Below are 25489 nucleotides of genomic sequence, written 5' to 3' on the forward strand. Positions count from 1 at the left end.
GGTCCGGCCGCTGGCCGGACACCGCGCGCAGCGCGGCTCGAGCGTCCGAAACCGCACTTGCATCGCTCACATTCAACTCTCCGGCGTTTAGACGTTCCGGAGCCGCTCGCGCAACGCCGCGTAATGCGGCGCGCACGGTTCCGCATGCGCAGGACGCTTCAGCAGATCCGCCAACGCAGGCGGCACCTCGATGCTGTGACCAATCAGCGGCTCCACCACCGACTCGAACTTGGCTGGATGCGCGGTGGCCGCCACCGCCCAATCACCCTGCACGCCTTCCGCACGCAGCTGTTCGAGCAGCTTCACCGCCGTCGCCGTGTGCGGGCAGAACACCTCGCCTGCCGATGCGTAACGGCGCGCGATCACCTCGCGGATCTCCGCATCATTCACCGATGCGGTACGGAACCCGGCACGCAACGCTTCATCGTCCTCCTGATACAACCAACGCAGCCGCTCGAAATTACTCGGCGCACCGACGTCCATCGCATTGGCCAGGGTGGCCACACTGTCCTGCGGACGATACGCCTGACCCTCGAAGAACCGGGGCAGCACGTCATTGGCATTGGTCGCCAACGCGATCTGCCCCAGCGGCAGGCCCATGGATCGCGCCAGCACCGCCGCCATCGCATTGCCCAGGTTGCCGGTCGGCACCACCAGGTTCAGGACCTCGCCGGTGGCGGCGTGATGGCCCAGCGCCGCATGCGCGTAGTAACTCATCTGCGGCAGCCAGCGGCCCAGGCTGATGCTGTTGGCCGAACTCAGCGGTACCTGCGCCTGCAGTTCGCGGTCGCCCAATGCCTGCTTCACCATCGCCTGGCAGTCGTCGAACGACCCGGCCACGCGCAGTGCCTGGATGTTGTCGCCGAAGCAGCCCAGCTGGTGCGCCTGGCGGGGCGAGACGCGCCCGTCCGGGTACAGCACCACCACCCGGATGCCGGGCTGCTGGTGGAACGCGGCGGCCACCGCGGCGCCGGTGTCGCCCGAGGTCGCGACCACGATGGTCAGTTCCTGCGCCCGGTCGCGCTGCAGCTGCGCCAGGCTGGCGGCGAGGAAGCGCGCACCGAAATCCTTGAACGCCGCCGTGGGCCCGTGGAAGAGCTCCAGCACATGGTCGCCCGGGGTGGACAGCGCCCGCAGCGGTGCCGGGAAGTTGAACGCTTCCTCGCACAACGCACCCAGCTGCGGTGCCAGCGCATCGCCGGCAAAGAACGGCGCCAGCACGGCCTCGGCATCACGCGCCAGGCTGCCCTGCTCATGCCAACGCTGCGGCTGCGGACGCTGTTCGGGTACATGCAGCCCACCGTCGGGCGCCAGACCGGACGCAATCGCCGCACTGAGGGTGGCGGCCGGTGCCGCGTGTCGGGTGGAAACAAAATGCATGGAAGGTCCTGAAAAGAGTAAGGAAGCCGCGCTCACAACAGGCAGGCGCCGGGCGCGTTCAACGGAGAAACCCAGGCCTGGCTGTCGAACCCCGCGTCGGCAAATGCGCCCTGCACCGCCGCCTGCGCCGCCCGTGCCGCCGCTTCGCTGTCAAACCAGGCAAACACGCTCGGCCCGGCACCGGAGATGCTGGCGCCCAGCGCACCGGCGGCCAGCGCCGCGTCGCGGGCGGCCGCGAAGCCCACGATCAACCCGGCGCGGCGCGGTTCCACCAGCACGTCGCGCAGGCCGGCGCGGACCAGGTCCGCGTCGCCCCGGAAGCACCCGCTGAGCACCAGCGCGAGGTTCGCGCTCTGCGCGACGAACTCCGGCAACGCGTAGCTACCCTGCAGCGCGGCGCGCGCACGGCGGGTTTCCAGTACCGCGTCCGGATGCACCAGTAGGCTGTGCCAGTGCGCGGGCACCGGAATCGGCACGAGCCGGTCGGCCGTACTCAGCACCAGCCCGCCCAGCAGCATCGGCCCCAGGTTGTCGCCGTGCCGGCCGCCGCTGGCCACCGCTTCGCCGGTCAACGCGAACGGGTACAGCGCCTCACGCGAAAGCGGCGCGTCCAACAGCGCATTGGCCGCCACCAGCGCGGCCACGCACGACGCCGCCGATCCGCCCATGCCCGAACCCAGTGCGATGCCCTTGTCGATTTCAAGCTCGAAGCCGAAGGGCAGCGCAAGCGCATCGCACAGTGCCAACAGCGCCGCACCCGCCGTGTTCTCGGCCGCTTCCAACGGCAGGTCCACGGTGGTGCCACGGATCGCGAGGATGCGTACGCCCGGTGCCTGCGTGCGGCGCACCGTCACCGTATCGCCCACCCCAGCGATGACATGGCCGAGGATGTCGAAGCCCACCGCGACGTTGCCCACCGAGGCCGGCGAGAACGCACGCGCCTGCCCTTGCACTGCATCGCTCACAGGCGCGCTCCTTCACCGGCGGCGACCCGCAGCACGTCGGCAAACACACCGGCGGCAGTGACCTCCGGACCGGCGCCCGGCCCCTGCACCACCAGCGGGTTCTCGCAGTAACGGCGCGTGGTGAATTGCACCACGTTGTCGGTCAAACGCAGGTTGGCGAAGGCGTGGTCGGCCGGCAGCTCGACCAGTCCCACCTGCGCGGCATCGGCCGACAGGCGCGCCACGTAACGCAGCACCGCACCGCGTGCGCGCGCCCCGGAAAGACGCTCGGCAAACACCGCATCCACCGAATCCAGCCCCGCCATGAAGCCGTCCACGCTGCCCGCGCGCAGCGCTTCGGGCACCAGGCTTTCCACCGTGACCTGTTCCAGGCTCAGCTCGCGCCCCGCTTCACGCGCCAGGATCACCAGCTTGCGCGCAACGTCCACGCCGGACAGGTCATCGCGCGGATCCGGCTCGGTGTAGCCCATGCCGCGCGCCTGCGCGACCAGTTCGGAGAACGGCACCTGGCCGTCGTACTTGTTGAACAGCCAGGCCAGCGTGCCGGAGAAGATGCCATCGATGGCGAGTAGCTCATCGCCGGTGTCGACCAGGTCGCGCAGCGTGGTGATCACCGGCAAGCCGGCGCCCACCGTCGCCTCATAGCGGAAGCGTGCACCGCTGGCCGCCGCCGCGTCGCGGATGGCGTGGTAGCGAGGCAGCGGACCGGCGCCGGCCTGTTTGTTCGGCGTCACCACATGGATGCCCGCCTGCAGCCAGCCGGCATAGCGGTCGGCCACATCAGCGCTGCCGCTGCAGTCGATGATCAACGCGTGCGGCAGGTGCGCCGACAGCAGATGGTCGGTGAACTCGTCGAGATCGGTCGCCTGCGCCTCGCCGGCCAGGGCAGCGCGCCAGTCGCCGGACACGCCGCGCGCATCCAGCCGCATGCGGCTGCGCGAGGCCACTGCACGCAGCCGCAGGTCGACGTTGGCACGGGTCAGCAGCGTGGGTTGCGCGGCCAGCAACTGGTCCAGCAGCGCTGCGCCTACATTGCCAGGACCGATCACGCCCACCGAGAACGTCTGCGGCGACAGCCAGAATCCAGCGTGCGCGGCACGCAGCGCCTTGGTCGCATGGCGGCTGTCCACCGCCACCGAAATGTTGCGTTCGGACGAACCCTGCGCGATCGCCAGGATGTTCACCTGCGCGCGCCCCAGCGACTCGAACAGGCGCGCGGCCACGCCGGGCTGCCCGGCCATGCCGTCGCCCACCGCGGCCAGCACGCTGACGTTGTCGGTGAGCTGCACGCGCTGCACCTGGCCCAGGCTCAGTTCATGCGCGAAGGCGTGCAGCAATGCATCGCGCGCCCGCTGCGCTTCGGCCTGGCGCACCACGCAGCAGATCGAATGCTCCGATGAGCCCTGCGAGATCATCACCACCGACACATGCGCGTTGCGCAGCGCCGCGAACACGCGTTCGGCCGTGCCCGGCACGCCGATCAGACCGGTGCCTTCCAGGTTGAGCAGGGCCAGGTCGGCGCTGAGGGTCAGCCCCTTGATCGGGCCCGAGGGGGTGCGTTCGGCGGTGATGCGGGTGCCGGGATGGTCGGGGTGGAAGGTGTTGCGGATGATGATGGGCAGTCCGCGCTCGATCGCCGGCGACATGGTCTGCGGGTGCACCACCTTGGCGCCGAAGTAGGCCAGCTCGCAGGCTTCGTCGTAGCTCAGCGCTTCCAGCTGCACCGCTTCGGGCACCACGCGCGGATCGGCCGAGAGCACGCCGTCCACGTCGGTCCAGATATGCAGTTCGTCGGCATTGAACAGGGCGGCGAAGATCGCGCCGGAGTAGTCGCTGCCGTTGCGCCCCAGCGTGGTCACGCGGTCGCGACGGTCGCGCGCCACGAAGCCGGTCGCCACCACGCGCGCTGCGCTGTTGGCCTCGCGCCAGCGCGCCAGCCGCTGCGCGCTCTGCACCCAGTCCACGTCCACGCCGAGTTCGCCACGGTCTACCACCAGCACTTCGCGCGCGTCCAGCACCGCGCAGTCCTCGCCGATGCTGCGCAGGTAGTGGCCCAGCAGATGCGCGGAATAGACCTCGCCCAGGCCCTGCACGCGGTCGAGTACTTCGGCCGGCAGCTCCCCGATCACCGCCAGCGCACCGAGCACTTCGGCCAGGTGATCGAAACGCGCATCCAGCCATTCCACGGTCTCGCCGGCATGTTCGCCGAGCAGCGCCACCGCCGCGCCCCGGTGGCGTGCACGCAGGTCGTGCCAGTCGTCGCGCCACTGTGGAGCATTGTCCGCAGCCGCGCCGGCCAGTGCGATCAGCGCGTCGGTGACGCCTTTCATCGCAGAAACGACGGTGACCTGCATCGCTTCATCGCGCGCAAGCAGCAACTGCGCCACGTGGCGGTAACGGTCGGCGTCGGCCACGGAAGTGCCGCCGAACTTGTGCACCACGGTGGCGGTGGCGGCCTGCAGCGGAGAGGACGGTGCTGGCGATGCAGCGGCATCGGGTGAAGCGGCGACGATGGACATGCTGACCTCGATTCGAGGCCCCGCGTCATTCAGGCTGAAGGAGAGTCCCCGCAACCTGGTCTGGTGCGGGGCCGTTGTGTTCGGAAATTACGCGAAGACGACGGGCCGCACCAGGCGAGTGGTGACGGTGGTAATCGTGGTGGTACCGGTGGCCGGCGCGGCGCTGCAACCGCTGCCGTGGGCGGCAGTGGCAAGCAGTTCGGCGGTGGCGGCGGCAAGGACCATGGGCCAAGAAAACTACGCCGACGCACCGCTTGTCAAGTGCTGCACTGCAAAAAGCCGAATGCGTCGATCAGCGGATATCGTCCGGCAAAAAGTTGCGAATGTGACCATCCAGGCCGCGCAACGGACTCAGCCAGCGTGTTCGGCCACCGCACGTGGCGGCCGGTGCGCGTGGGCACACAGCAGCACGCCGGAGATCAGGCAGACGATGGCCAGGCTTTCCATCTGCGTGGGCCAGCGCTGCTGCCAGGCGAAGCCGTACAGCAGCGCGAACAACGTTTCGAACACGATCATCTGGCCGGTCAGGGTCAACGGCAGGTTGCGGCTGGCCCGGTTCCAGCAGGCGTTGCCCACTACGGACGCCACCACCGCGACGCCGGCACTGATCACCCAGAACCACAGCCAGTCGACCGGTGCATGTGCCGGCCCACGCACGAAGAACGCGCTGGGCACCAGCAGCAACGCCAGCGCGCCGGTGGTGACCCCGGTCAGCAGCGACCAGTCGTGCCCGGACAAGTCCGGCCGTCGGGCCAGCCAGCGGCTGTTGCCGATCGAATACACCGCCCACGAGAACAACGCCCCGATCGCGCACAGCAGGCCGAACAGCCGCTGGTTGGCCGTGCCCTGCGCGTGTTCGGACTGCATCGCCTCATACCCGACCAGCGTGACCCCGACCAGGCACAGCAGCAGGGCCGGCGCCAGCTGGCGCAGTGGTACCGCGCCCTGTTCGCGCACTCCCGCCACGGTCACCACTACCGGGATCAGGCCCACGATCAGCGACGCGGCCGCCCCGCCCGCCCACTGCACGGCCTTGGCCAGCAGCACGAAATACACCAGGTTGCCGGCCAGGCTCAGCCACAGCAGCCCGCGCCATTCGGCCATGCCGATGCGCTGGCGCAGCTCGCGCCAGCGGGGTGCGAGCAGCACAACGGCGATCAGGCCGTAGACCAGGTAGCGCCCGGCCGACAGCTGCACCGCGCTGAAGTGGCTCAGCACCGCCGGCGCCAGGAACACCACGCCCCACAACGCACCGGCGGCAATACCGTTGGCGATACCCACGCCCATCGAACGATTCATCAGGGGTCACGCGCCCGGCAGCAGAAAGTTCGCCCCAGTGTAGGGATCGGCACGCTGGCGTTCTTGACCCAGGCTACTGCGGGTGGCGAAAGCGGCGGCGGTAGTCGGCCGGGGTCATGCCCCATTCCCGGCGCAGGGCGCGGGTCAGCGCACTCTGTTCGGAGTACCCGGCGTGCTGGGCGATGGCGGCGATCGGGACATCGCTGTCCGCCAGCCGACCCCGGGCCCAGCGCAGCCGGCTGCCGCTCAACCAGGCCTGCGGACTGAGCCCGAACGCCTGCCGGAACAGGGCATGCAGGCGGCTGCCGCTGACCCCCACTTCGCCTGCGATGCGCTCCACGGGCCAGGCTTGGCCCGGATTCGCTTCGATGCGCGCGCACACCGCCTGCAACCGGGTGGCGCTGCCTGCCAGCGAAAACGCCTGCAGCAACCCGGGCAGCTCCGCCTGCACGAACGTCGCCTCCACCTGTTCGCCCACCACGGTACCCAGGCGCTGCGCCATGCTGCGCACCCGAGCCGGAAGCGCCAACACCGGCTGTCGCTGCAGGCACTCCAAGGTGTCGTCATCGAACATTTCGGCCGGGCAGTCGACGATCAGGAAACGGTCGTCGTCCGAGGCGGTCTGTGCGTGCCCGGCCATCGGCGCGACAAACGCGCCCTGCAGCAGATCCAGCCGCGCGCCCCGCCCTTCCAGCTCGAACGCCAGTTCACCGCGCACCGGCACCACCCACTGCGCGAAGGCGTGGCGGTCCACGCTGGACGCGCGGCCATACTGGCGAAGGTTGAAAGCAGGTGAAGACATGCTGCGCAGTCTGCGCGCGGTTGCAGAAACCTGCAACGCGTCACGGTAGAGGCCCAAGGGGTGGGTGGTATAACGGGCCTGTCGCGCCGGAACACCCGACGTTCTGTACAGGGAGTACTCAATGAAGTTCCTGACCCTGAGCCAGGCCCCGCAGTTGATGCCCACGGTCGCGCACTGGTACTTCGATACCTGGGGCGCCCGCGTGCCCGGGCACACCTTCGATGACGAGCAACAGCGGCTGGAGGTGTTCCTGCACGACAACGAGCTGCCGATGCTGCTCATGGCCATGCAGGACGACACGCCCATTGCCGCCGCGCAGCTGAAATTCCACGAACGCACCGAGCACCCGCAGCGGCTGCACTGGCTGGGCGGCGTGTTCGTCACGCCGGAACACCGCGGCCATGACCTGGCCAGCGAGATGATCGAAACGTTGATGCAGAAAGCGCGCGGCTACGGTGTGCGAGAAGTGTTCCTGCAGACCGAGCACGATGATGGTGGACTGTACAGGCGGTTGGGTTGGGAACCGCTCGAGCGGCAGACGCATCGCACCGGCGTGCCGGTCCGGATCATGCGCCGGGTACTGCCGGTGGCGGGCTGAACCGCTTCAGCGGAATCGCACCGGCTGTGGCGCCGGGCGGTCGGCCAGCGAGCCCATGGTGAAGGTGTAGCCGGCTTCTTCAAGCAGCTTGCGCATGCGCAGCTCCGCGCGCTTGGGATAAGCCAATGACGTAGGCGCATGCAGCGCGTACGCGGTGGAGCGACCCACCGGTTTGTCACGGGTCACAGACGACTGGTTCGTCTCGCACGCGTTGGACCACAGATTCAACAGCACCTGCGGTCCGATGGACTGGTTGTTGCCAAGACGAAGCGTGAGCCAACGCATGTGTTCCATGTGTATTCCCAGCGATATCGAAAATCCAGTATGCACCATATCCGCAGGTGCCGTACGCCGGGGTCTGGAAGGCGGAACGGGCCGGAAACGCAGACGCCCCGGCTGAACCGGGGCGCCCGACAGGCGGGGCGGCGTGGGGCCGCCCGCCTCTCGATCAATGCTTCATGGCGTGCTTGCGGGCGCGCATGACTTCATGCGTTTCCTGCACCGACGGCAGCAGGCGGGTGACTTCCTGGCGCGCGGCCGGCGGGGTGTCGTTGTCGTTCAGGGTGTCCTTGAACGCCTTCAGCAGTCGGTCTTCGGACTCCTCCAGCTCGGCCACGTACCCGTACTGGGTGTCGCCCAAGGTGGCGCGGACCTTCCCGTAGAACTGCTGCATGGAGCCGACCATGGTGCCGTGCTCGGCCGGCTTGCCACCCGTGGCGAGCACGGTGCTGCTCAGCGCATTGACGATCTCGGCCTTGACGCCGGCGATGCGGGTAAACAGCGAGGACAGCTCGGCGTCTTTCACCTTGCCGGCGGCTTCGGTGTAGAAGTCCTTGCCGTCACGAGCGATTTCGATCAGGTCATTGAGGGTGTGCGCGGTCTTGGATTCGGTGCTCACTGATTTCTACTCCTGGTAAAAAATTCTGGATGACCCGTGTCGGGGTGGATGCACTTTTCCGCATCCGGAATGAAGTCGGCGTGACCTTTAAAGTGCAGCGTTAAGTGATGTCTGCGCTGCGAAAAAAGGGTGTTTTCGAGGCGTATCCACGCTATGACGATGCCATCACGCGCACGACTACCCGCGCCACAAAAACAAACGCCGCAACGAGTGCGGCGTAGAGTGGAAATCGGATTCAGCGTGGCCTCTCAGGCACAGGCGCTTCCAATGGAGGACGGTCGGGGGATGGGTCGCGCTCCGGAGGAACTTCACTCGGCGGCTCCGTCACTGGCGGCTCGCCCGGCGGCGGTGTTTCCACCGGCGGCTCCGGTGCTGCAGGCTCCGGTTCGGGTGCAGGCACCTGCGAAGTGGGCTGCCAAGGGAATTCAAGTCGAGTAGCGACGAGAGACATGCGGGGGTCCTGCACAACGGCGTTATGACCACGTTGACAGGATGGCCGTCAATCTTCGGCGAGGATTGCGTGCACGGCATGTTGGTGACCCCGGCCCGATTCGAACGGGCGACCTTCCCCTTAGGAGGGGGACGCTCTATCCAGCTGAGCTACGGGGCCAATGAGCAGTCCAGGCGCGTTGCCTGTCCGCTGACCGCCTGCACGTTGCATGCAGGCAGGTGTGAAGGATACCCACATTCAGCGACGGGACCAAGGCCGATCCCGCCGCGCAGGGCCTTTCGCCTCAGCGGATATCCAGCTCCGCGAAGCCCTTGACCAGCTCGTCCACGGCCTTGATCTGGGCCAGGAACGGTTCCAGCGCGCTCAGCGGCAGGGCGCTGGGGCCGTCGCAGCGCGCGTGGTCGGGGTCGCGGTGGGCTTCCAGGAACAGGCCGGCCAGGCCGAGTGCCATGCCCGAACGGGCCAGTTCGGCGACCTGGCGGCGGCGGCCACCGGAGGCTTCGCTGCCAGCGTCGCGGCGCTGCAGGCTGTGGGTGACGTCGAAGATCGCCGGCAGGCCGCCGGTGGATTCGATCATTTCGCGGAAGCCCAGCATGTCCACGACCAGGTTGTCATAGCCGAACTGCGAACCGCGCTCGCACAGGATGATGTTCTCGTTGCCGGCCTCGCGGATCTTGGACACGATGTGCTTGATCTGCGTGGGGCTGAGGAATTGCGGCTTCTTGATGTTGACCGCGCGGCCGGTTTCGGCGATGGCCACCACCAGGTCGGTCTGGCGCGCCAGGAATGCCGGAATCTGCAGCACGTCGACCACTTCGGCCACCGGGGCGGCCTGGGCGACTTCGTGCACGTCGGTGATGACCGGGATGCCGAACTGGCGCTTGACCTCTTCGAAGATGCGCAACCCTTCGTCCAGGCCCACGCCACGGTAGGACTTGATCGACGAACGGTTGGCCTTGTCGAAGGAGGCCTTGAACACGTACGGAATGCCCAGCTTGCGGGTGACCGTGGTGAACTGCTCGGCCGCGTGCAGGGTCGAGTCCAGGTCCTCAAGCACGTTCAGGCCGCCAAACAGCACGAACGGGAGTCGGTTCCCGACGACGACGCCTTCTGCAACGGTAACGTTCATTCAGATTCCTGGGGGGCGAACAATGACCGCAATTGTAGCGGCCCCGGCCCGGTCGTGTGGCGTTGCGGCAATGCCCCGGCGGGCGTCCTGATAGAATGACGGGTCTGCATGCCGCATCCCCCACCCTGCCAGCGGCTGCGCCCTTTTCGATCCGCAACAGGAGTTTGCATGTCCTCTGACCTGCTCAAGGCGCTCGGCCTCGACGCGACCAACGCTGGCACCTACCTCGGCAACGGCGAGTGGTCCACCGCCACCGACGCCGGCGTGATCACCCCGGTCAATCCGACCACCGGTGAAGCCATCGCCCAGGTGTACGCCACCACCGACGCCGACTACGACACCATCGTTGCGCGCGCCCAGGAAGCCTTCAAGGTGTGGCGCACCACCCCGGCACCGCGCCGTGGCGAAGCCGTGCGCCTGTGCGGCGAAGCGCTGCGCGCCAACAAGGATGCGCTGGGTTCGCTGGTTGCGCTGGAAATGGGCAAGAGCAAGCCGGAAGGCGACGGCGAAGTGCAGGAGATGATCGACATCGCCGACTTCGCCGTGGGCCAGAGCCGCATGCTGTACGGCTACACCATGCATTCCGAGCGCCCCGGCCACCGCATGTACGAGCAGTACCAGCCGCTCGGCCTGGTCGGCATCATCAGCGCGTTCAACTTCCCCGTTGCGGTGTGGGCCTGGAACTCGTTCCTGGCTGCGATCTGCGGCGACGTGTGCCTGTGGAAGCCGTCCAACAAGACTCCGCTGACCGCAATCGCCTCGATGAAGATCTGCAATGACGCGCTGCGCGGCGCCGGCTTCCCGGACATCTTCTTCCTGATCAACGACGCCGGCACGGCACTGTCGGAGAAGATGGTGGCCGACAAGCGCGTGCCGCTGATCAGCTTCACCGGTTCGACCCAGGTCGGCCGCCAGGTCGCCGAAAAGGTCGCCCATCGCCTGGGCCGCTGCCTGCTCGAACTGGGCGGCAACAACGCGATCATCCTCGACGAAACCGCCGACCTGAAGCTGGCCATCCCGGGCATCGTGTTCGGTGCGGTCGGCACCGCCGGCCAGCGCTGCACCACCACCCGCCGCCTGATCGTGCACGAATCCATCCACGACGACGTGCTGGCCACGCTGATCAAGGCGTACAAGCAGGTCGAAGGCAAGATCGGCGACCCGACCGACCCGGCCAACCTGATGGGCCCGCTCAACAGCGACGGCGCCGTGCAGCAGTTCCTGGCCTCCATCGAGAAGGCCAAGGCCAGCGGCGGCACCGTGGAAACCGGCGGCACGCGCATCGACCGCGCCGGCAACTTCGTGCTGCCGGCCATCGTGACCGGGCTGAAGAACAGCGACGAAGTGGTGCAGCACGAAACCTTCGCGCCGATCCTGTACGTGATGAAGTACAGCACCCTGGACGAAGCCATCGACATGCAGAACGGCGTGCCGCAGGGCCTGTCCTCGTCGATCTTCACCACCAACCTCAAGACCGCCGAGCGCTTCCTTTCGGCGGCCGGTTCGGACTGCGGCATCGCCAACGTCAACATCGGCACCTCGGGTGCGGAGATCGGCGGTGCGTTCGGTGGCGAGAAGGACACCGGCGGTGGCCGCGAGTCCGGTTCGGATGCCTGGAAGGTCTACATGCGCCGCCAGACCAACACCATCAACTACTCCGATTCGCTGCCGCTGGCCCAGGGCATCAAGTTCGACCTGTGAGCCACGCGCTGGACTTCAACGGCCGCCGGGTACTGGTGGCCGGCGGCAGCAAGGGCATCGGCCGCGCCATGGCGCTGGCCTTTGCCTCGGCTGGCGCGGCGGTGTCGGTCTGTGCCCGCGGCGAAGCGGGCCTGGCCGCACTGCGCGATGACGCTGCCGCGCTGGGCCTCCCGATCCACACCGAAACGGCCGACCTGGCCCGGCTGGACGACATCGAACGCTGGCTGGCCAGCGCCGCCAAGGCGCTGGGCGGCATCGACATCCTGATCAACAATGCCACCGGCTACGGCATGTCCGATGACGAGGCCGGCTGGGAAGCCAGCCTGGGCGTGGACCTGATGTCGGCCGTACGCGCCTCGCGGCTGGCCCTGCCCTGGCTGCAGCAGTCCCGCGACGCCTGCATCCTCAACCTGGCCTCGATCGCCGCGCAGCAACCGCGCCCCGGTGCGGCGCCTTATGGCGCTGCCAAGGCGGCGCTGATGCACTACACCACCTCGCAGGCCCTGGCGCTGGCCCCGCATCGGATCCGCGTCAACGCCATCGCCCCAGGCTCGATCGAGTTCGAGGACGGGTTGTGGGCGCGCCGCCGCAGCGAAGACCCGGCGCTGTACCACGGCACCCTGGCCAAGATCCCGTTCGGCCGCTTCGGCCACCCACAGGAGGTCGCCGACGCGGCCCTGTTCCTGTGCTCGCCACTGGCCCGCTGGATCACCGGCCATACCTTGAATGTCGATGGTGGGCAGGTCTTGATGGGATAACGTCGGCTCTGGCCCTATCATTCCCTTGTCCGCCCCATCCCCCAGGAGCCGCATGAGCCTTCCGCCGCGTCAAACCAGCCCGATGGCCCTGATCAGCCTGATCGCCGGCATCCTCGGCTGGACCGCCCTTCCCTTCCTTGGCAGCGTGGTGGCCATCATCACCGGGCACATGGCCCGCGCCGAAATCCGGCGCCGCCCGCTGGAGCTGGAAGGCGACGGCCTGGCACTGGCCGGCCTGATCATGGGCTGGGTGGTGGTGATCGGCAGCGTGCTGGCCGTGCTCGCCATCCTCATGTTCTTCGGTGGCCTGGCCTGGTTCGTTTCCCTGCAGTCGTGAGGTGCCCATGAGCGGATCGGATCCCACCGGACGTTTCACCAACCGCGTAGCCGATTACGTGCGCTACCGTCCCGATTACCCGCCGGCGCTGCTGGACTGGCTGCACCGCGAGATCGGCGTGCCGACCGAGACCCTGGTGGCCGACATCGGTGCCGGCACTGGCATTTCCACCCGGCTGTTCCTGGCCAGCGGCCACCCGGTGATCGCGGTCGAGCCCAACGCGCCGATGCGCGAGGCGGCCGAGGCGTTGCTGGCGCATGAGTACCTGCGCCTGAAACTGGTGGACGGCACCGCCGAAGCCACCACCCTGGCCGACGACAGCGTCGGGCTGGTCAGCGCCGCACAGGCCTTCCACTGGTTCGACACCACCGCCGTGCGCCGCGAATGGTCGCGCATCCTGCATCCGGGCGGGATGGCACTGGTGTTCTGGAATTCGCGCCTGCTTGACGCCTCGCCGTTCCTGGTCGGCTACGAGCAGCTGCTGCTGGAGTTCGGGACCGACTACACCGAGGTGGCCGAGCGCTACCAGGATGATGACACCATGCGTGCGTGGTTCGGCGACGGCCTGCGCGGCATCGCGCAGTTCCCGAACACGCAGACCATGGACGCCGATGGCCTGCGTGGCCGCCTGCTGTCGTCCTCGTATGCGCCCCCGCCGGGACACCCCCGCCACGCGCCGATGCTGGAGGCGCTGCAGCAGCTGTTCGACGCGCATGCGGTGGATGGCAAAATTGCTTTTGAATACCAAACCCGTGCCTTCGTCGGCACGCTGGACTGACTGGACGCCATGTACTCGCTTGCCCGACCCTTCCTGTTTTCGCTGGACGCCGAGCGCGCCCACGGCCTGGGCCTGAGTGCGCTGGAACTCGCCTATCGCACCGGCACCACGCCGCTGGTGGCGCGCCGCCCTGCCCCGCTGCCGACCAACGCATTCGGCCTGCGCTTCCCCAATCCGGTCGGCCTGGCCGCCGGCCTGGACAAGAACGGCGAACACATCGACGCGCTGTTCGCGCTCGGCTTCGGCTTCGTGGAGATCGGCACCATCACCCCGCGTCCGCAGGAAGGCAACCCGAAGCCGCGCCTGTTCCGGCTGCCTGCGCACCAGGCGATCATCAACCGCATGGGCTTCAACAACCAGGGCGTGGATGCGCTGGTGCGCAATGTGGAACGCGCGCAGCGGCGCGACGGCCTGCTGGGCATCAACATCGGCAAGAACAAGGACACCCCCAACGAGCAGGCGTTCGACGATTACCAGCACTGCCTGCAGAAGGTGTATCCGCTGGCCGACTACATCACCGTCAACATCTCCTCGCCCAACACCGCCGGCCTGCGCGAACTGCAGGAAGAAACCGCATTGCGCCAGCTGGTCTCGCAGCTGCGCGAAAGCCAGGAAGCACTGGCGGCCAAACATGGCAAGCGCGTGCCGATGCTGGTCAAGGTCGCCCCGGACCTGAGCGACCGCGACATCGACGCCGCCGCGCGCGTGCTCGGCGAACTGAAGGTCGACGGCGTGATCGCCACCAACACCACCATCGACCGCAGCGCGGTGGCCGGCGATCCGCGGGCCAGCGAAGCCGGCGGCCTGTCCGGCGCGCCGCTGCTGGGCCAGTCCACCCTGGTGCTGCGACGCCTGCGCGCGCGCCTGCCCGAATCCACCCCGTTGATCGGTGTCGGTGGCATCCAGTCCGGTGCCGACGCCGTAGCCAAAATGGCCGCCGGTGCGGCGCTGGTGCAGTGCTACAGCGGCCTGATCTTCCGGGGCCCCGCCCTGGTGCATGACTGCGTCGAGGCCATCCGCCGTCGTCGCGAAGCCCCCAGCCGCGGCGCGGTGGCCCCCCTGTGAGTACTGCAATGCCTGCCTGGTCGCTGACCGAAAATGCCTCGCTGAAGGCCCTCAACACCTTCCACGTCGATGCCAGCGCCGAACAGTTGCTGGAACTGCACGACCCGAGCCTGCTGCCCGACGTGCTGGCCCATCCGCGCGTCGCGGGCAAGCCGCTGCTGGTGCTGGGCAGCGGCAGCAACGTGCTGCTCGCCGACAACGTGCCCGGTACCGTGCTGGTGTTTGCCAACCGCAGCATCGAAGAACTGGAGCATCGGGCTGACTACACCGTGGTCCGCGCCGGTGCCGGGGTCAACTGGCATGGCCTGGTGATGTGGTCGCTGCAGAACGGACTGTCCGGGCTTGAAAACCTGGCGCTGATTCCCGGCACCTGCGGTGCCGCGCCGATCCAGAACATCGGTGCCTACGGCGTGCAGGTCGACGAGTTCATCCAGGCGGTGGAGGCCTGGGATCGCGAGACCGGCGAATGGGTGCGCTTCGATGCCGAGGCCTGCGCGTTCGGCTACCGCGACAGCGTGTTCAAGCACGCGCCCGACCGCTACCTGATCACCGCCATCGAACTGCGCCTGCCGCTGCTGCACGACCTGCGCCTGGGTTATGCCGGCATCGCCGAGGAAATGCAGGCGATGGGCGTGGAGCTGCCGGTCGCGGCTGACGTGGCCAATGCGGTGATCGCGATCCGTCGGCGCAAGCTGCCGGACCCGGACGTGCTCGGCAACGCCGGCAGCTTCTTCAAGAACCCGGTGCTGCCGCTGGAACAGGTGGACGTGCTGCTGCAGCAGTTCCCCGAGCTGCCGGTGTACCCGGCCGACCAGGACAACCGTCGCAAGCTGTCGGCCGCGTGGCTGATCGAGGCGTGCGGCTGGAAAGGCTTCCGCGAGGGCGACGCCGGCGTGTCGCCGCAGCACGCGCTGGTGCTGGTCAACCATGGCACAGCCACCGGTGCGGAGCTGCTGGCGCTGGCGCGGCGCATTTCCGCGTCGGTGCTGGAGAAGTTCGGCGTACCGATCGAACCGGAGCCGCGCCTGATCGGCGCACAGTGGTGACCGCGCCGCGTGCCCTGCCCGCGCCCACGCCGATGCGTGCGGCGCTGCTGATGTTCGGCAGCACGATGGCGTTCGGGCTGATGGCCATTGCCATCCGCTATGCCACGCGGCATGTGCCAACCCAGGAAGTGGCGTTCTTCCGCAACGCGTTCGGCCTGCTCGCACTGCTGCCGTTCCTGCTGCGTCCGGGCAGTTCACCGTTCCGTACCCGGCAGCTGCCGCGCTATTTCGTGCGCAGCCTGATCGGGTTGGCCTCGATGCTCTGTGCGTTCTGGGCGATCGGCCACCTGCCGATCTCGCAGGCGATCTCGCTGTCGTACTCCACCCCGCTGTTCGTCACCGTCGCCGCCGTCCTGTTCCTGGGCGAAACCGTGCGCCTGCGCCGCTGGGCCGCGGTGGTCTGCGGCTTCATCGGCGTGCTGATCATCGTGCGCCCCGGCGCCGACTCGTTCAGCCCGGGCCTGCTGGTGGCGGTGCTGGCGGCGGTACTGAGCTCGCTGGTCGCGATCCAGATCAAACAGCTCACCCGCGTCGATGGCGCCGACACGGTGGTGTTCTACACCTACGCCTTCTGGGTGCCGATGTCGCTGGTGCCGGCCCTGTTCGTCTGGGTCTGGCCGAACAGCACCGGCTGGATGTGGCTGATCGCCACCGGCGTGCTCGGCACGCTCGGCCAGTTGATGTGGACGCGTGCGCTGCGCCTGGGCGAAGTCTCCGCGCTGACCCCGATCAGCTTCATGCAGCTGCCGCTGGTGGCGGTGCTGGGCTGGCTGCTGTTCGGCGAAACCCTGGACCGCTGGACCGTGATCGGCGCCGGCATCATCCTCGGCGCCAACGCCTACATCGCGCATCGCGAAGCGGTGCTGGTACGCCGCGCCGCCTCCGAGGCCGCCAGTGCTGCCGCAAAACCCGGCGAGTGACTAGCTGCCGCCCATCGCCTGCAATTCCCGCTGCACCAACGCCTGCACTTCCTCGCGCTGGAACTGCGTAACAAAGACCGGCACCGCGAACACGAACGGCAACCCATCGGCCTCGCGCCGGATCACGTACGCCAATTGCAACCGCGCCAACGCATGCCGCACCTGCTCAGGGTCGACCCGCACCCCGGCCGCATCGAACGCGGCCAGCAGCTCAAGCAACGTGATCCCACGCTCGCCGCTGCCCGCAAGCTGCGCCATCGCCACCTGGTAGACCACGATGCGGTCGATCCGGCACGCCACCGGATCCGGACTCAATCGTGCCCAGCCCGCCAGCGCATCCATCACCGGCTCGCTTACCAGTGCCGCATGCACCTGCGCGGCATCCAGCACGCGCTGCCCGCGCCCGAGCTGGCTGAGCAGCTGCTGGCAGGTGATCGCCACCAGGTTGGCGCGGTGCCCGCACGCGGCCACCAATCGCTGCGCCAGATCAGCACTGGCGTAATGCACGCCCAAGCGGGCCATCGGTACCGTCGCCAGGGCCCGGCAGGCGTCTTCCTCCAGGCTGCCGACATGGATGACCTCACCGAAGTTGCGCAGCGGCGACGCGAAATCCAGCGTCACCGCTTCATACAGGTCCCAGAACCCGGCCAGCATGAAGTGGCAGCGGCCTTCTTCGCTCAGCGCGCGCAGCGCCAGCAACTGCGGGTAGCCCTGCGCGGCCTCGGCGCGCAGGAACAGATCGGTCTCGTCGATCAGCAGCAACAGGCCGCGCCCGGCGGCACGGGCCGAGAGCTCGGCGACCAGTGCATCGATGCCGGTGTCCTCGGCCATGCCCAGCTCCATCGCCAGGCGCATGGTCAGGCGGTGGTCGCGCAGCGACAGGTACACGCAGTGCACGCGCGGGTGGCCGGCAAAGCGCCGCTCGATGGCCTTCATCAGGCTGGTCTTGCCGAGCTGGCGCCCGCCCACCAGCAGGTAGTTGCCCGGCTCGCGATTGAGCACGCGCGCCAGCAGCGACGCGCGGCCGAAGAACGCACCGGGGCGGGTAATGCCGCCGTGGGTCTGGTACGGCGAAATCCGGGTCACCCGCAGCTGCCGCGCGAGCAGGTCGACCAGGCCGTCCAGCGCACCCGGCTGCAACAGCCAGCGCGTCTGCGCGGCCTGTTCCAGGCACACGCACAGGTTGGCTGGATCGTCGGCGTAGGCAACCAGTTCCGGCTCTGCTACCAGCGAAGGACTCACTACCAGCACCACGTCCTGGCCGTTGGGCATGCTGCGCAGCGCGTGCACGATGGCGTCAGCCGCCAGCCCGGGCTCAGGTTGGTACAGCCACAGCCGCTCAAGGGCCAGCGGAAGCGTGTCCGGCAGGGTCCACTCGCGGACGAGCCCGGGCAGCGACCAACCTGTCGCGGGCGCGTCGACCGCGCCGATCCGGGCGGCGAGCTGCTGGGCGCGGGTGTCGGGAGACGCGTGCAGTTGGCGCAGCGCGTCGCGCCACCGCACCGTGGCAATGCCAGCGCCCGCCAACACGCGTTCGCGCAGACGCAGCCAGCCCAGCTGGCGGTCGATGGCGGGCAAAGCCTGCAGCGGCTGCTCGAACAGCAGCTTCGGCTCGGCGATGATCGCGGCCACGGCCGGCCGCACCCAGTACCAGAGCAGGCCGAGCGCGGCCAACCCGAGCACCGAACCGCCCAGCAGCAGCGACAACCACTGCACGATGGTCCACGGCTCCTGCGCGCGGCAGTTGGCCGGCAACCACCGCGCGGGCGGCGCCGGAGTGCCCGGACGACAGCGCCAGTACTGGGTGCTGGGTTCCAGGGTCTGTTCGATCACCGTGCCGCCCAGTCCGCTGTTGGCCGGGAAGCGATCGCTGAAGCGCAGTCGCAGCACCCACGGGCGCGGCAACTCGGCCTCCACCAGCGTCTCGGCGGGATCGTGCACGCCGGGCACCGCGACCTCGCTCGGCCAGGTTTCATGCTGCAGCCAGTACGACAGCGCTTCTTCGCGCAGGAACATCATGTCGATGTTCGCCCGCTGCATCAGCATCATGCTTTCGCCGTCGCGCTGCATGCGCCACAGCTGGACCGGATTGAGCCACGGCACGAACAGGTAACTGCCGACGAACCAGGTGAGCCCGATCACCAGCAGCAGCGGCACGCCCACGCCGAGCGACCTGCGCGGCAAGGTCATCATGCCGGTTGCGCCTCCAGCCCTTCGATCACCTGGTGCACCGCGCGGCGGATCGCTTCGCAACGCCATTCCAGGAACGCGCCGTGCGGCTGCGCGCGGGCCGCCAGCAGGTTGCTCCAGTACAGCTGGCGCAGCAGTGGATCGGCCAGGTAGGGGCGCGCCGGTCCCAGTGAGGGGCGCGCCAGCCAGCCTTCCACCGTGCTGCGGGTAGCCGGATCGCGCAGCAACGGCACCAGCGCTTCCCACAGCCGCGGATGGGTGGACAGCGTTTCGGTGATCGCCGCATCGTCCAGGCTGGCGTCGGCCAGCAGCACCAGCGCCGCCTGGGCCAGCAGGGGATGCCCACCGGAAAGATGCAGCGCACGCATGAGCGTGGCCTCGGTCGCGTCGACCGCGCCACGGCGCAGATCGTCCACGCCCAGTTCCGGCCAGCTCTCGGTAGCGGCGATGTTGAGCAGCGAGAGATCGCCGCCCTGGTACTTGAGGTCTGCCAATGCAGCGCCGCCGCAGATCAACAGGTGCAGCTTGCCGCTGTACATTTCGCTGAGGCTGCGCAGGATCCCGGCGAGCACATCGCGCGGTTCGGGCGCGCCCTGCTCGAAGCGGCTGACCAGGCAGAACAACGGGCCGGGCTGCTGCAGCCGACGCGCCATCGCCATTTCGAAGCTGGCATCGGACGACACGCCGTCCAGCCCGCATTGCGCGGCCAGCAGCGCAAAGTAGTCCTGGTCGCCCTCGCCGGCGCGGAACGGGGGCTGCAGGTGCAGGACCCGATCCCTTCCATAGCGCATGGCCGCCTCGGCCAGGATCGCCGAGCGCTCTGGCGGCTGGCCCCAGTGTGCCTGGGTCAGCAACAAACTGACCGGATACGGTCGCAGCGCCTGCAGCCGGTCGAACAAGCGGGTGACGGTGGGCGGCACCAGCACCGGTGGCGCTGCCTGCCCTTCGTTGACCGGCGTGGCGGCCGGCTCCACCGGAAACTCCGGTTCAAAGCCGGCCGACTGCAGCAACGCGTTGCACTCGATTTCGGTCAGCCGCAGGTAGTTGGCGCAGGCCAGCACGCGGTCGCGATGGCGGCGGCTGGGCCGCGAGGTGCCGGCCCGCCAGTTGTTGACCGCCTCACGGCTGATCCCGATCTCCGAGGCCACCCCACCCGCGCTGGCGCGGATCCGCCGCATGTGCCGGGACAGCAGGTCCGCGAAGTCCAGGGCAGGCATGGGAAACGACCAGAAAGGGAGTGAGCCGCACACCCTACCGTGACCGCTTGGACTGTCAACCATATGCGAACCGGCCACGACGGTCTCCCGGCTCAGCCGGCCGGGACGGCGGGCGTCTGACGCACGAACAACTTGCGGGTCAGCAGCAGGTGCACGATGAAGGCCAGGATCGCCAGCATGCCCAGCGCCACGATCACTCGCCCCAGCACCGAACCCAGGCTCTTCTGCCCTTCCAGCCGGTCCAGCCGCTCGAAGTGCGACGGATCGGCCCGCGCGTACGCCACGGTGACCTGCGGTTCGTCGCCCAGGTACGGCGCGGCATTGTCTTCGGAGGTGGAGAAGGTGCCGGTATGGGTAACGCCGTTGGCTTCGAAGTCGTAACGGAAGTGGTACTGGTAGGAGACCCTGCCTTTGCGGCGCTTCTCTTCGATATGGTCGACCTGCACCGGCGCCTGCACGGTCACCGCATCCTTGAGGATGGCTTCCGCCTCCCGGTGCCCGCTCAACGCGGACCAGGCGAAGAACACGGCCAGCACGGCGTAGCCGATGCTGCACAACCAGCGCGAAGCGCGGGACAGGCGGGCGTGCGAGGTGTCTGAAACTGGAATGCTGATCATGTGGTTTCCCCAGAAATGGACCGATTGCGTCATCAGCCGGCAGGCCGTGACTTCGGTAGCCAGTGTGGGCGGGGGCGATGCGTTGCTGAATGGGCAGCCTGTCAAGTCAAGGCATGCGGCACCTGACGATTCGTCAACCTGGCCGTCCGGCGACGGGGACCCGGGCGCATATTGCACTGCGGCATGTAACCGATTACATCCCCTGCTACGGTTGCCCCCGCCTCACTGGCGAGGCACGAGTACGAGGTTGTTTCGATGGGCTTGCATGTAGTTCGCCGCACGCTGTTGTTTTCCACACTTGGCCTGTTCCTGGCGTCGTCGGGCTTCGCCCAGGACCTTCCGCCCCGGTCGGCGTGGAAAGCCAGCAGTTCCTCCCAGCAGGTCGCGGCCATGGCGATCGGTCACCTGATCGATAACGACCCCAAGACCGTCACCGGCGGCGCCTTCAGTCCCGGGCACTGGTTCCAGATCGACCTGGGGCAGCCCACCAGCCTCACCGGCGCGCGCGTGACCTGGGATGTCTCCAATCCCGAGGGCTACAGCCTGCAGACCTCGCTGGACGGAACGCAGTGGCAGACCGCGTACACCATGCGCGATTCGCTGGGCGGGATCGAAACCGTGTCCTTCGCCCCGCGCCAGGCTCGCTACCTGCGCCTGGCCAGCCCCGAGCGCACCTCCGACTGGGGTGTGTCCATCTTCGAACTGGAGCCGCTGGATGCGCGCACCGGCCTCCGCGTTGCCGGACTGGATGCAGCCCAGGCAGCGGCGCTGTGGCAGGGCGGCAGCGCCATCGCCGTTCCCGCCAGCAAAGCGGGTAGCCATGTGCTCGACATCGCATTGCCGCACGCGCTGGCAACCACCGGCCTGGCCGTTGAATGGGCCGGCGCGCACGGCGCCGCACGCCTGCAGGCGCAGGACGCCCACGGGCGATGGACCGACCTTGCGCACGACCCGCAGGCCGGCAGCCGCCAACAGAGCTGGCTGGCCGGCACCGCGCCGGTGACCGCGCACGCCCTGCGCCTGCAGGTCGACGGCGACGCGCCGAAGATCGCCCGCGTGCGCCTGCTCGGCCCCGCTGCGGTCATGACCCCGATGAAGCGTTACCAGATCGCCGCCAGTGGTGCGGACCGCGCGTTGTTCCCGGCCTCCCTGCACATGCAGCAGACCTACTGGACCGCCGTGGGCGTGCATGGGGGCCTGCAGAAGTCGATCTTCGACGAGCACGGCAACATTGAAGCGTTCAAGGGCGCGCCGCTGGTGCAGCCGATCTGGCGCAGTGCCGACGGCACCACCGCTGCAGCCGCCAACCAGTCCGTGCAGCACGCGTTGCGCGATGGCTGGAAGCCGATGCCGTCTGCCACCTGGCAACCGCAACCCGGGTTGGAGCTGCGCAGTGAAGCGTTCGCCGTGGAGCTGGACGGGCAACCGGTCACCCTGGTCCGCCATCGCCTGCACAACAGCGGCAGCGCGCCGGTGGATGGCACCCTCAACCTGGTGGTGCGGCCGATGCAGATGAATCCGCCGTGGCAGAACGGTGGGCTGTCGCCGATCCGCAGCGTTGCGGTCGAGGACAACACGGTGCGGGTCAACCAGCGCACGCTGCTGCGCTCGCTCACCCCGATCGAAAGCGCCGGCGCGGCTGCGTTCGGTCCCGATGGCAGCACCGAGATCACTGCCGCCGTCGCAGCAGGTCAGTTGCCCCGTGCGCAGCAGGCGGACGATCCAGAGGGCCTGGCGTCAGCCGCCCTCGCCTACCGCATCCAGCTCGCACCGGGTGCCAGCCAATCCGTGGTCGTGGCGTTCCCGCTCGGCACCGAGCCGGCCGACGCGCACGGGGTGTTGCCGGAAGCCCCGGCGCTCGTGCTGGATACCGCCGATGCGGATGCCACCTTTGACACGCTGGCCAGCCGCGCCGCCAACGACTGGCAGGCGCGCCTGGGCCAGGTCGGGCTGCGCCTGCCCGACCCCTCGCTGGTGGACATGCTGCGCGCGCAGGCGGCGTACATGCTGATCAACCAGACCGGCCCGGCCATGCAGCCCGGTCCGCGCAACTACAACCGCTCCTTCATCCGCGACGGCATGGCCACTTCGGCGGTGCTGCTGCGCATGGGCGAGTCGAAGATCGCGCGCGACTACCTGGCTTGGTACACCGAGCACGGTGTGCATGAGAACGGCCTGGTCTCCCCGATCCTCAACAACGACGGCAGCGTCAACACCGGTTTCGGTTCGGACATCGAGTACGACAGCCAGGGCCAGTACGTGGCGCTGGTGGCCGACGTCGCCCGGCTCGACGGCGGGCCGGAATCGGTGCGCGCCTACCTGCCCAAGGTGAAGGCCGCACTGCGCTTCCTGCAGGAACTGCGCGAGCGCACGCTGGTGCCCGGCTACATGGCCAACCAGCCCGCGCCGGAGCGCTTCGCCGGCATCCTTGCGCCGTCGATCAGCCATGAGGGCTACCCCGCACCGACCCACAGCTACTGGGACGACTACTGGGGCCTGAAGGGCTGGCACGACGGCGCGTGGCTGGCTGAGCAGCTCGGCGATCACGAAACCGCCGCGTGGGCGCGCGAACAGTACCGTGCCCTGCACGATGCGCTGGCCGCCTCGATCCGAGCCACGATGGCGTGGAAGGGCATCGACTTCATACCCTCCTCCGCAGACCTGGGCGACGGCGACCCGACCGGCGTGTCGATCGCACTGGACCCGACCGGCGCGCAGGACGTGCTGCCGGAACAGGCGCTGCGCACCACCTTCGCCCGCTACCTGGACGACGTGCGCAAGCGCAACCAGCCCGACGCGCTGTACGCCTACACGCCGTATGAAATCCGCAACGTGCTCAGCTATGTGCATCTGGACCAGCCGGAAGCGGCCAACGAACTGCTGCAGGGCCTGCTGCACGACCGCCGCCCGCTGGAGTGGCAGGTGCTGGCCGAAGTGGTGCACTCGCGGCTGCGTTTCCCGCGCTACCTGGGCGACATGCCGCACACGTGGATCGGCGCGGAGTACGGCCGCACGCTGTTCGGCATGCTGATGCGCGAAGACGACGATGCGCTGTCGCTGCTGCCGGGCACGCCCAAGTCGTGGCTGGTGGGCGAGGGTCTGGCGGTGGAGCGGCTGCCGACCGCGTTCGGTACGTTGCAGATGGAGGCGAACGAACGCGACGGCACGTTGCACGTCACACTCGGCAAGGGCCTGCGCAAGGACACGGCGGTACGGGTCTGGTGGCCCAGCCGCACGAAGCCGAGCGAAGTACGGGTCGACGGCCGCGCGGTGAAGGACTTCGACGACAAGAGCGTGCTCATCGACAAGCCGTTCCGGACGCTGGAGGCTCGCTGGTAACAGCGGACGTAGAGCCGGGCTCTGCCCGGCTCTACCGTGCCGGGCAGAGCCCGGCGCTACGGCGCGTTTCGGCTGCGCGCACGCAGCATCCAGCACTGCGCAGCGAATCCGATCACGAACACCACCAGACAGACCAACAGCGACTGCAGCACCACCGGCGCCATCGGCGCCGACGCCAAGGGATGCGCCACAGGCAACCGGGTCAGCGATTCATTGATCGCAGGTACCAGCCCAAGCAGGTAGCTCAGCGACAGCGCAAAGGTGGACAGGTAAGGCCTGAGCCCTCCAAGGAACCGCAGTCGGTTGACCAGCAGCCCCCCGAACGCCACCAACAACACCACGATGCCGAATGCGTGACCCGGATTGAGCCCGCCGGTACTTGACACGGTGAAGGAGCTGGCGACGGCCAGCACCAGGCCGCCCAGGTACAGCTTGCCTGAGCGTCTGGCTGGATCAATCGTCCCGTGCCGCGCGAACCCATACAGGCCGGCGATTACGGGAACCAGGCTGATCGCCGTGTGCAGCGCGCCGAGAACGGAGAGGGGTTGGGCCATGGGCTTGCTCCAGGTTGTATCTACTAGTAGGTAGAGTGAATGGTCGAGAAAAAGGCCTGCGCGCAGCAGGCCCGGGTGCCACAACAACTCAGTGCGCGGGAATCAGCTTGGCAACGCACAGCCGAGCCAGCGCCTCGAACGTCTGCGCATCGCCAAAACCACGAGCGGCCAGCATTGCACCATGCACGGATGCCATGAAGGCCTTCGCCTCGTCGGCAGGCGCGCCCTGCAATTGGAACTGCCCAAGGGCGATCCCTTTCTCCAGCGTGCTCTCCAGCCAGCCACTGAGATCCTCGAAATGCCCGCGTACCTGCTCGGAGATCTCCGGTGGAATCAACGGAGACTCCGCCGCCAACATCGCGCAGATGCAGAACGACGATGTGCCGCCCCCGATGCAGCTCGACCAGTAATCCACGTAAGCATTGAGCTCCTTGAGCGGATCGTTCAACTGGCGGTCCAACATCGCCAACCCTTCGCGGGCCTCGGCGCGGTACAGCTCCACCACCGTGCGGACCAACTCGGCCTTGCTGGGAAAGTGGTGGTGGATGCTCGCCTTGCTGATGCCGACTCGCGTAGAGATGTCGGCATAGCTGAAACCGTTGTAGCCCCCTGCTTCCAGCAACTGGCGGGCATGGGAGACGATCTCGGTGGCTTTGGGGGAAAGATCAGCACTCATACCTACCACCCTACTAGTAGGTAGTTCGGATGTCAATGAGAGCTTGCTTGGCCTCGCCGATGTTGAGAGAGAAATGGAAGCGTCCAAAAGCGCGAACCAAGAAAATGTGCGAAGACGACGTCCAATCGTAGATCAGCTACCTCATGTCCCTCAGTACGCTGCCGTGCATCCATCCGGACAAACCTAAGGCTCAACCTTCCTGCCTGTCGCAAACGCTTGATGATTCTGCGGACGCCCAATGTCAGGCCTA

At 68.0% G+C, this 25489-nt stretch carries 23 protein-coding genes and 1 tRNA gene; 9 read left to right on the top strand and 15 right to left on the bottom strand.

Going from position 1 to position 25489, the window contains the following annotated elements; translation table 11 throughout:
* Nucleotides 1-87 precede the first annotated feature (87 nt).
* From thrC to C2U58_RS09160, 6 genes are all read right to left on the bottom strand, one after another.
* Nucleotides 88-1380, bottom strand: a complete 1293-nt coding sequence (gene thrC / locus C2U58_RS09140; RefSeq protein ID WP_102945580.1) for a threonine synthase — start codon at nucleotides 1378-1380, stop codon at nucleotides 88-90.
* Between the two features lie 32 nt (nucleotides 1381-1412).
* Nucleotides 1413-2345, bottom strand: a complete 933-nt coding sequence (locus tag C2U58_RS09145; protein ID WP_253256697.1) for a homoserine kinase — start codon at nucleotides 2343-2345, stop codon at nucleotides 1413-1415.
* On the bottom strand, nucleotides 2342-4864 hold the full coding sequence (gene thrA, locus C2U58_RS09150; protein WP_102945582.1) for a bifunctional aspartate kinase/homoserine dehydrogenase I: 2523 nt from the start codon (nucleotides 4862-4864) through the stop codon (nucleotides 2342-2344). Before thrA ends, C2U58_RS09145 begins: the two co-directional genes overlap by 4 nt.
* An 87-nt stretch (nucleotides 4865-4951) precedes the next feature.
* Complete coding sequence (locus C2U58_RS20055; protein ID WP_172448115.1) at nucleotides 4952-5089, bottom strand: hypothetical protein; 138 nt, start codon at nucleotides 5087-5089, stop codon at nucleotides 4952-4954.
* A gap of 126 nt (nucleotides 5090-5215) precedes the next feature.
* Entirely contained in the window at nucleotides 5216-6163 is a 948-nt protein-coding gene (locus C2U58_RS09155) for a DMT family transporter (RefSeq protein ID WP_102945583.1), read from the bottom strand.
* Nucleotides 6164-6236: 73 nt separating this feature from the next.
* Entirely contained in the window at nucleotides 6237-6965 is a 729-nt protein-coding gene (locus C2U58_RS09160; protein ID WP_102945584.1) for an AraC family transcriptional regulator, read from the bottom strand.
* A 121-nt stretch (nucleotides 6966-7086) separates the two neighbouring features.
* Between C2U58_RS09160 and C2U58_RS09165 the strand changes: the two genes are divergently transcribed.
* Nucleotides 7087-7563, top strand: coding sequence for a GNAT family N-acetyltransferase (locus tag C2U58_RS09165; protein WP_102945585.1), 477 nt, complete (start codon nucleotides 7087-7089; stop codon nucleotides 7561-7563).
* Nucleotides 7564-7569: 6 nt separating this feature from the next.
* Here C2U58_RS09165 and C2U58_RS09170 read toward each other — a convergent pair whose 3' ends face one another.
* The 4 genes from C2U58_RS09170 to kdsA form a co-directional block, all read right to left on the bottom strand.
* A complete protein-coding gene (locus C2U58_RS09170; protein WP_084738920.1) occupies nucleotides 7570-7857 on the bottom strand; it encodes a hypothetical protein in 288 nt (95 codons plus the stop codon).
* Between the two features lie 154 nt (nucleotides 7858-8011).
* Nucleotides 8012-8461, bottom strand: coding sequence for a PA2169 family four-helix-bundle protein (locus tag C2U58_RS09175; RefSeq protein ID WP_102945586.1), 450 nt, complete (start codon nucleotides 8459-8461; stop codon nucleotides 8012-8014).
* A gap of 533 nt (nucleotides 8462-8994) precedes the next feature.
* Nucleotides 8995-9071, bottom strand: a tRNA-Arg gene (locus tag C2U58_RS09180).
* 124 nt (nucleotides 9072-9195) lie between these two features.
* Nucleotides 9196-10041 (bottom strand): 3-deoxy-8-phosphooctulonate synthase, encoded by an 846-nt coding sequence (gene kdsA / locus C2U58_RS09185; RefSeq protein ID WP_102945587.1) that lies wholly within the window; start codon nucleotides 10039-10041, stop codon nucleotides 9196-9198.
* A 168-nt stretch (nucleotides 10042-10209) separates the two neighbouring features.
* Between kdsA and C2U58_RS09190 the strand changes: the two genes are divergently transcribed.
* Genes C2U58_RS09190 through C2U58_RS09220 form a run of 7 tightly spaced genes read left to right on the top strand, consistent with a single transcriptional unit; the run spans nucleotide 10210 to nucleotide 16646 of the window.
* Entirely contained in the window at nucleotides 10210-11742 is a 1533-nt protein-coding gene (locus C2U58_RS09190) for an aldehyde dehydrogenase family protein (RefSeq protein ID WP_102945588.1), read from the top strand.
* The gene (locus tag C2U58_RS09195) at nucleotides 11739-12500 is read left to right on the top strand and encodes an SDR family oxidoreductase (RefSeq protein WP_102945589.1); all 762 of its coding nucleotides are present in this window, start codon (nucleotides 11739-11741) and stop codon (nucleotides 12498-12500) included. The genes C2U58_RS09190 and C2U58_RS09195 overlap by 4 nt, the downstream gene beginning before the upstream one ends.
* 52 nt (nucleotides 12501-12552) lie before the next feature.
* A complete protein-coding gene (locus C2U58_RS09200; RefSeq protein ID WP_102945590.1) occupies nucleotides 12553-12837 on the top strand; it encodes a DUF4190 domain-containing protein in 285 nt (94 codons plus the stop codon).
* A gap of 7 nt (nucleotides 12838-12844) precedes the next feature.
* Nucleotides 12845-13615: a class I SAM-dependent methyltransferase gene (locus C2U58_RS09205; RefSeq protein ID WP_102945591.1), complete on the top strand. Its 771-nt coding sequence runs from the start codon at nucleotides 12845-12847 to the stop codon at nucleotides 13613-13615.
* 9 nt (nucleotides 13616-13624) lie between these two features.
* Nucleotides 13625-14680 (top strand): quinone-dependent dihydroorotate dehydrogenase, encoded by a 1056-nt coding sequence (locus C2U58_RS09210; protein WP_102945592.1) that lies wholly within the window; start codon nucleotides 13625-13627, stop codon nucleotides 14678-14680.
* A complete protein-coding gene (gene murB / locus C2U58_RS09215) occupies nucleotides 14677-15726 on the top strand; it encodes a UDP-N-acetylmuramate dehydrogenase (protein WP_172448116.1) in 1050 nt (349 codons plus the stop codon). Before C2U58_RS09210 ends, murB begins: the two co-directional genes overlap by 4 nt.
* Nucleotides 15727-15758: 32 nt before the next feature.
* The gene (locus C2U58_RS09220; RefSeq protein ID WP_102945894.1) at nucleotides 15759-16646 is read left to right on the top strand and encodes an EamA family transporter; all 888 of its coding nucleotides are present in this window, start codon (nucleotides 15759-15761) and stop codon (nucleotides 16644-16646) included.
* Here C2U58_RS09220 and C2U58_RS09225 read toward each other — a convergent pair whose 3' ends face one another.
* The 3 genes from C2U58_RS09225 to C2U58_RS09235 form a co-directional block, all read right to left on the bottom strand.
* Nucleotides 16647-18839, bottom strand: coding sequence for an ATP-binding protein (locus C2U58_RS09225; protein WP_146033443.1), 2193 nt, complete (start codon nucleotides 18837-18839; stop codon nucleotides 16647-16649).
* Nucleotides 18836-20053, bottom strand: coding sequence for a hypothetical protein (locus C2U58_RS09230; protein WP_102945595.1), 1218 nt, complete (start codon nucleotides 20051-20053; stop codon nucleotides 18836-18838). Before C2U58_RS09230 ends, C2U58_RS09225 begins: the two co-directional genes overlap by 4 nt.
* 92 nt (nucleotides 20054-20145) lie before the next feature.
* Nucleotides 20146-20670, bottom strand: coding sequence for a DUF3592 domain-containing protein (locus tag C2U58_RS09235; protein ID WP_102945596.1), 525 nt, complete (start codon nucleotides 20668-20670; stop codon nucleotides 20146-20148).
* Between the two features lie 255 nt (nucleotides 20671-20925).
* Between C2U58_RS09235 and C2U58_RS09240 the strand changes: the two genes are divergently transcribed.
* Nucleotides 20926-24009: a discoidin domain-containing protein gene (locus C2U58_RS09240; RefSeq protein ID WP_102945597.1), complete on the top strand. Its 3084-nt coding sequence runs from the start codon at nucleotides 20926-20928 to the stop codon at nucleotides 24007-24009.
* A gap of 56 nt (nucleotides 24010-24065) precedes the next feature.
* On the opposite strand, the gene C2U58_RS09245 is transcribed toward C2U58_RS09240, so the two are convergent.
* Nucleotides 24066-24563: a hypothetical protein gene (locus C2U58_RS09245; RefSeq protein WP_102945598.1), complete on the bottom strand. Its 498-nt coding sequence runs from the start codon at nucleotides 24561-24563 to the stop codon at nucleotides 24066-24068.
* An 88-nt stretch (nucleotides 24564-24651) separates the two neighbouring features.
* Nucleotides 24652-25239, bottom strand: a complete 588-nt coding sequence (locus tag C2U58_RS09250; protein WP_102945599.1) for a TetR/AcrR family transcriptional regulator — start codon at nucleotides 25237-25239, stop codon at nucleotides 24652-24654.
* Nucleotides 25240-25489: the final 250 nt, after the last annotated feature.

The organism is Stenotrophomonas sp. VV52 (assembly GCF_002893095.1).
Classification (GTDB): domain Bacteria; phylum Pseudomonadota; class Gammaproteobacteria; order Xanthomonadales; family Xanthomonadaceae; genus Stenotrophomonas; species Stenotrophomonas aracearum.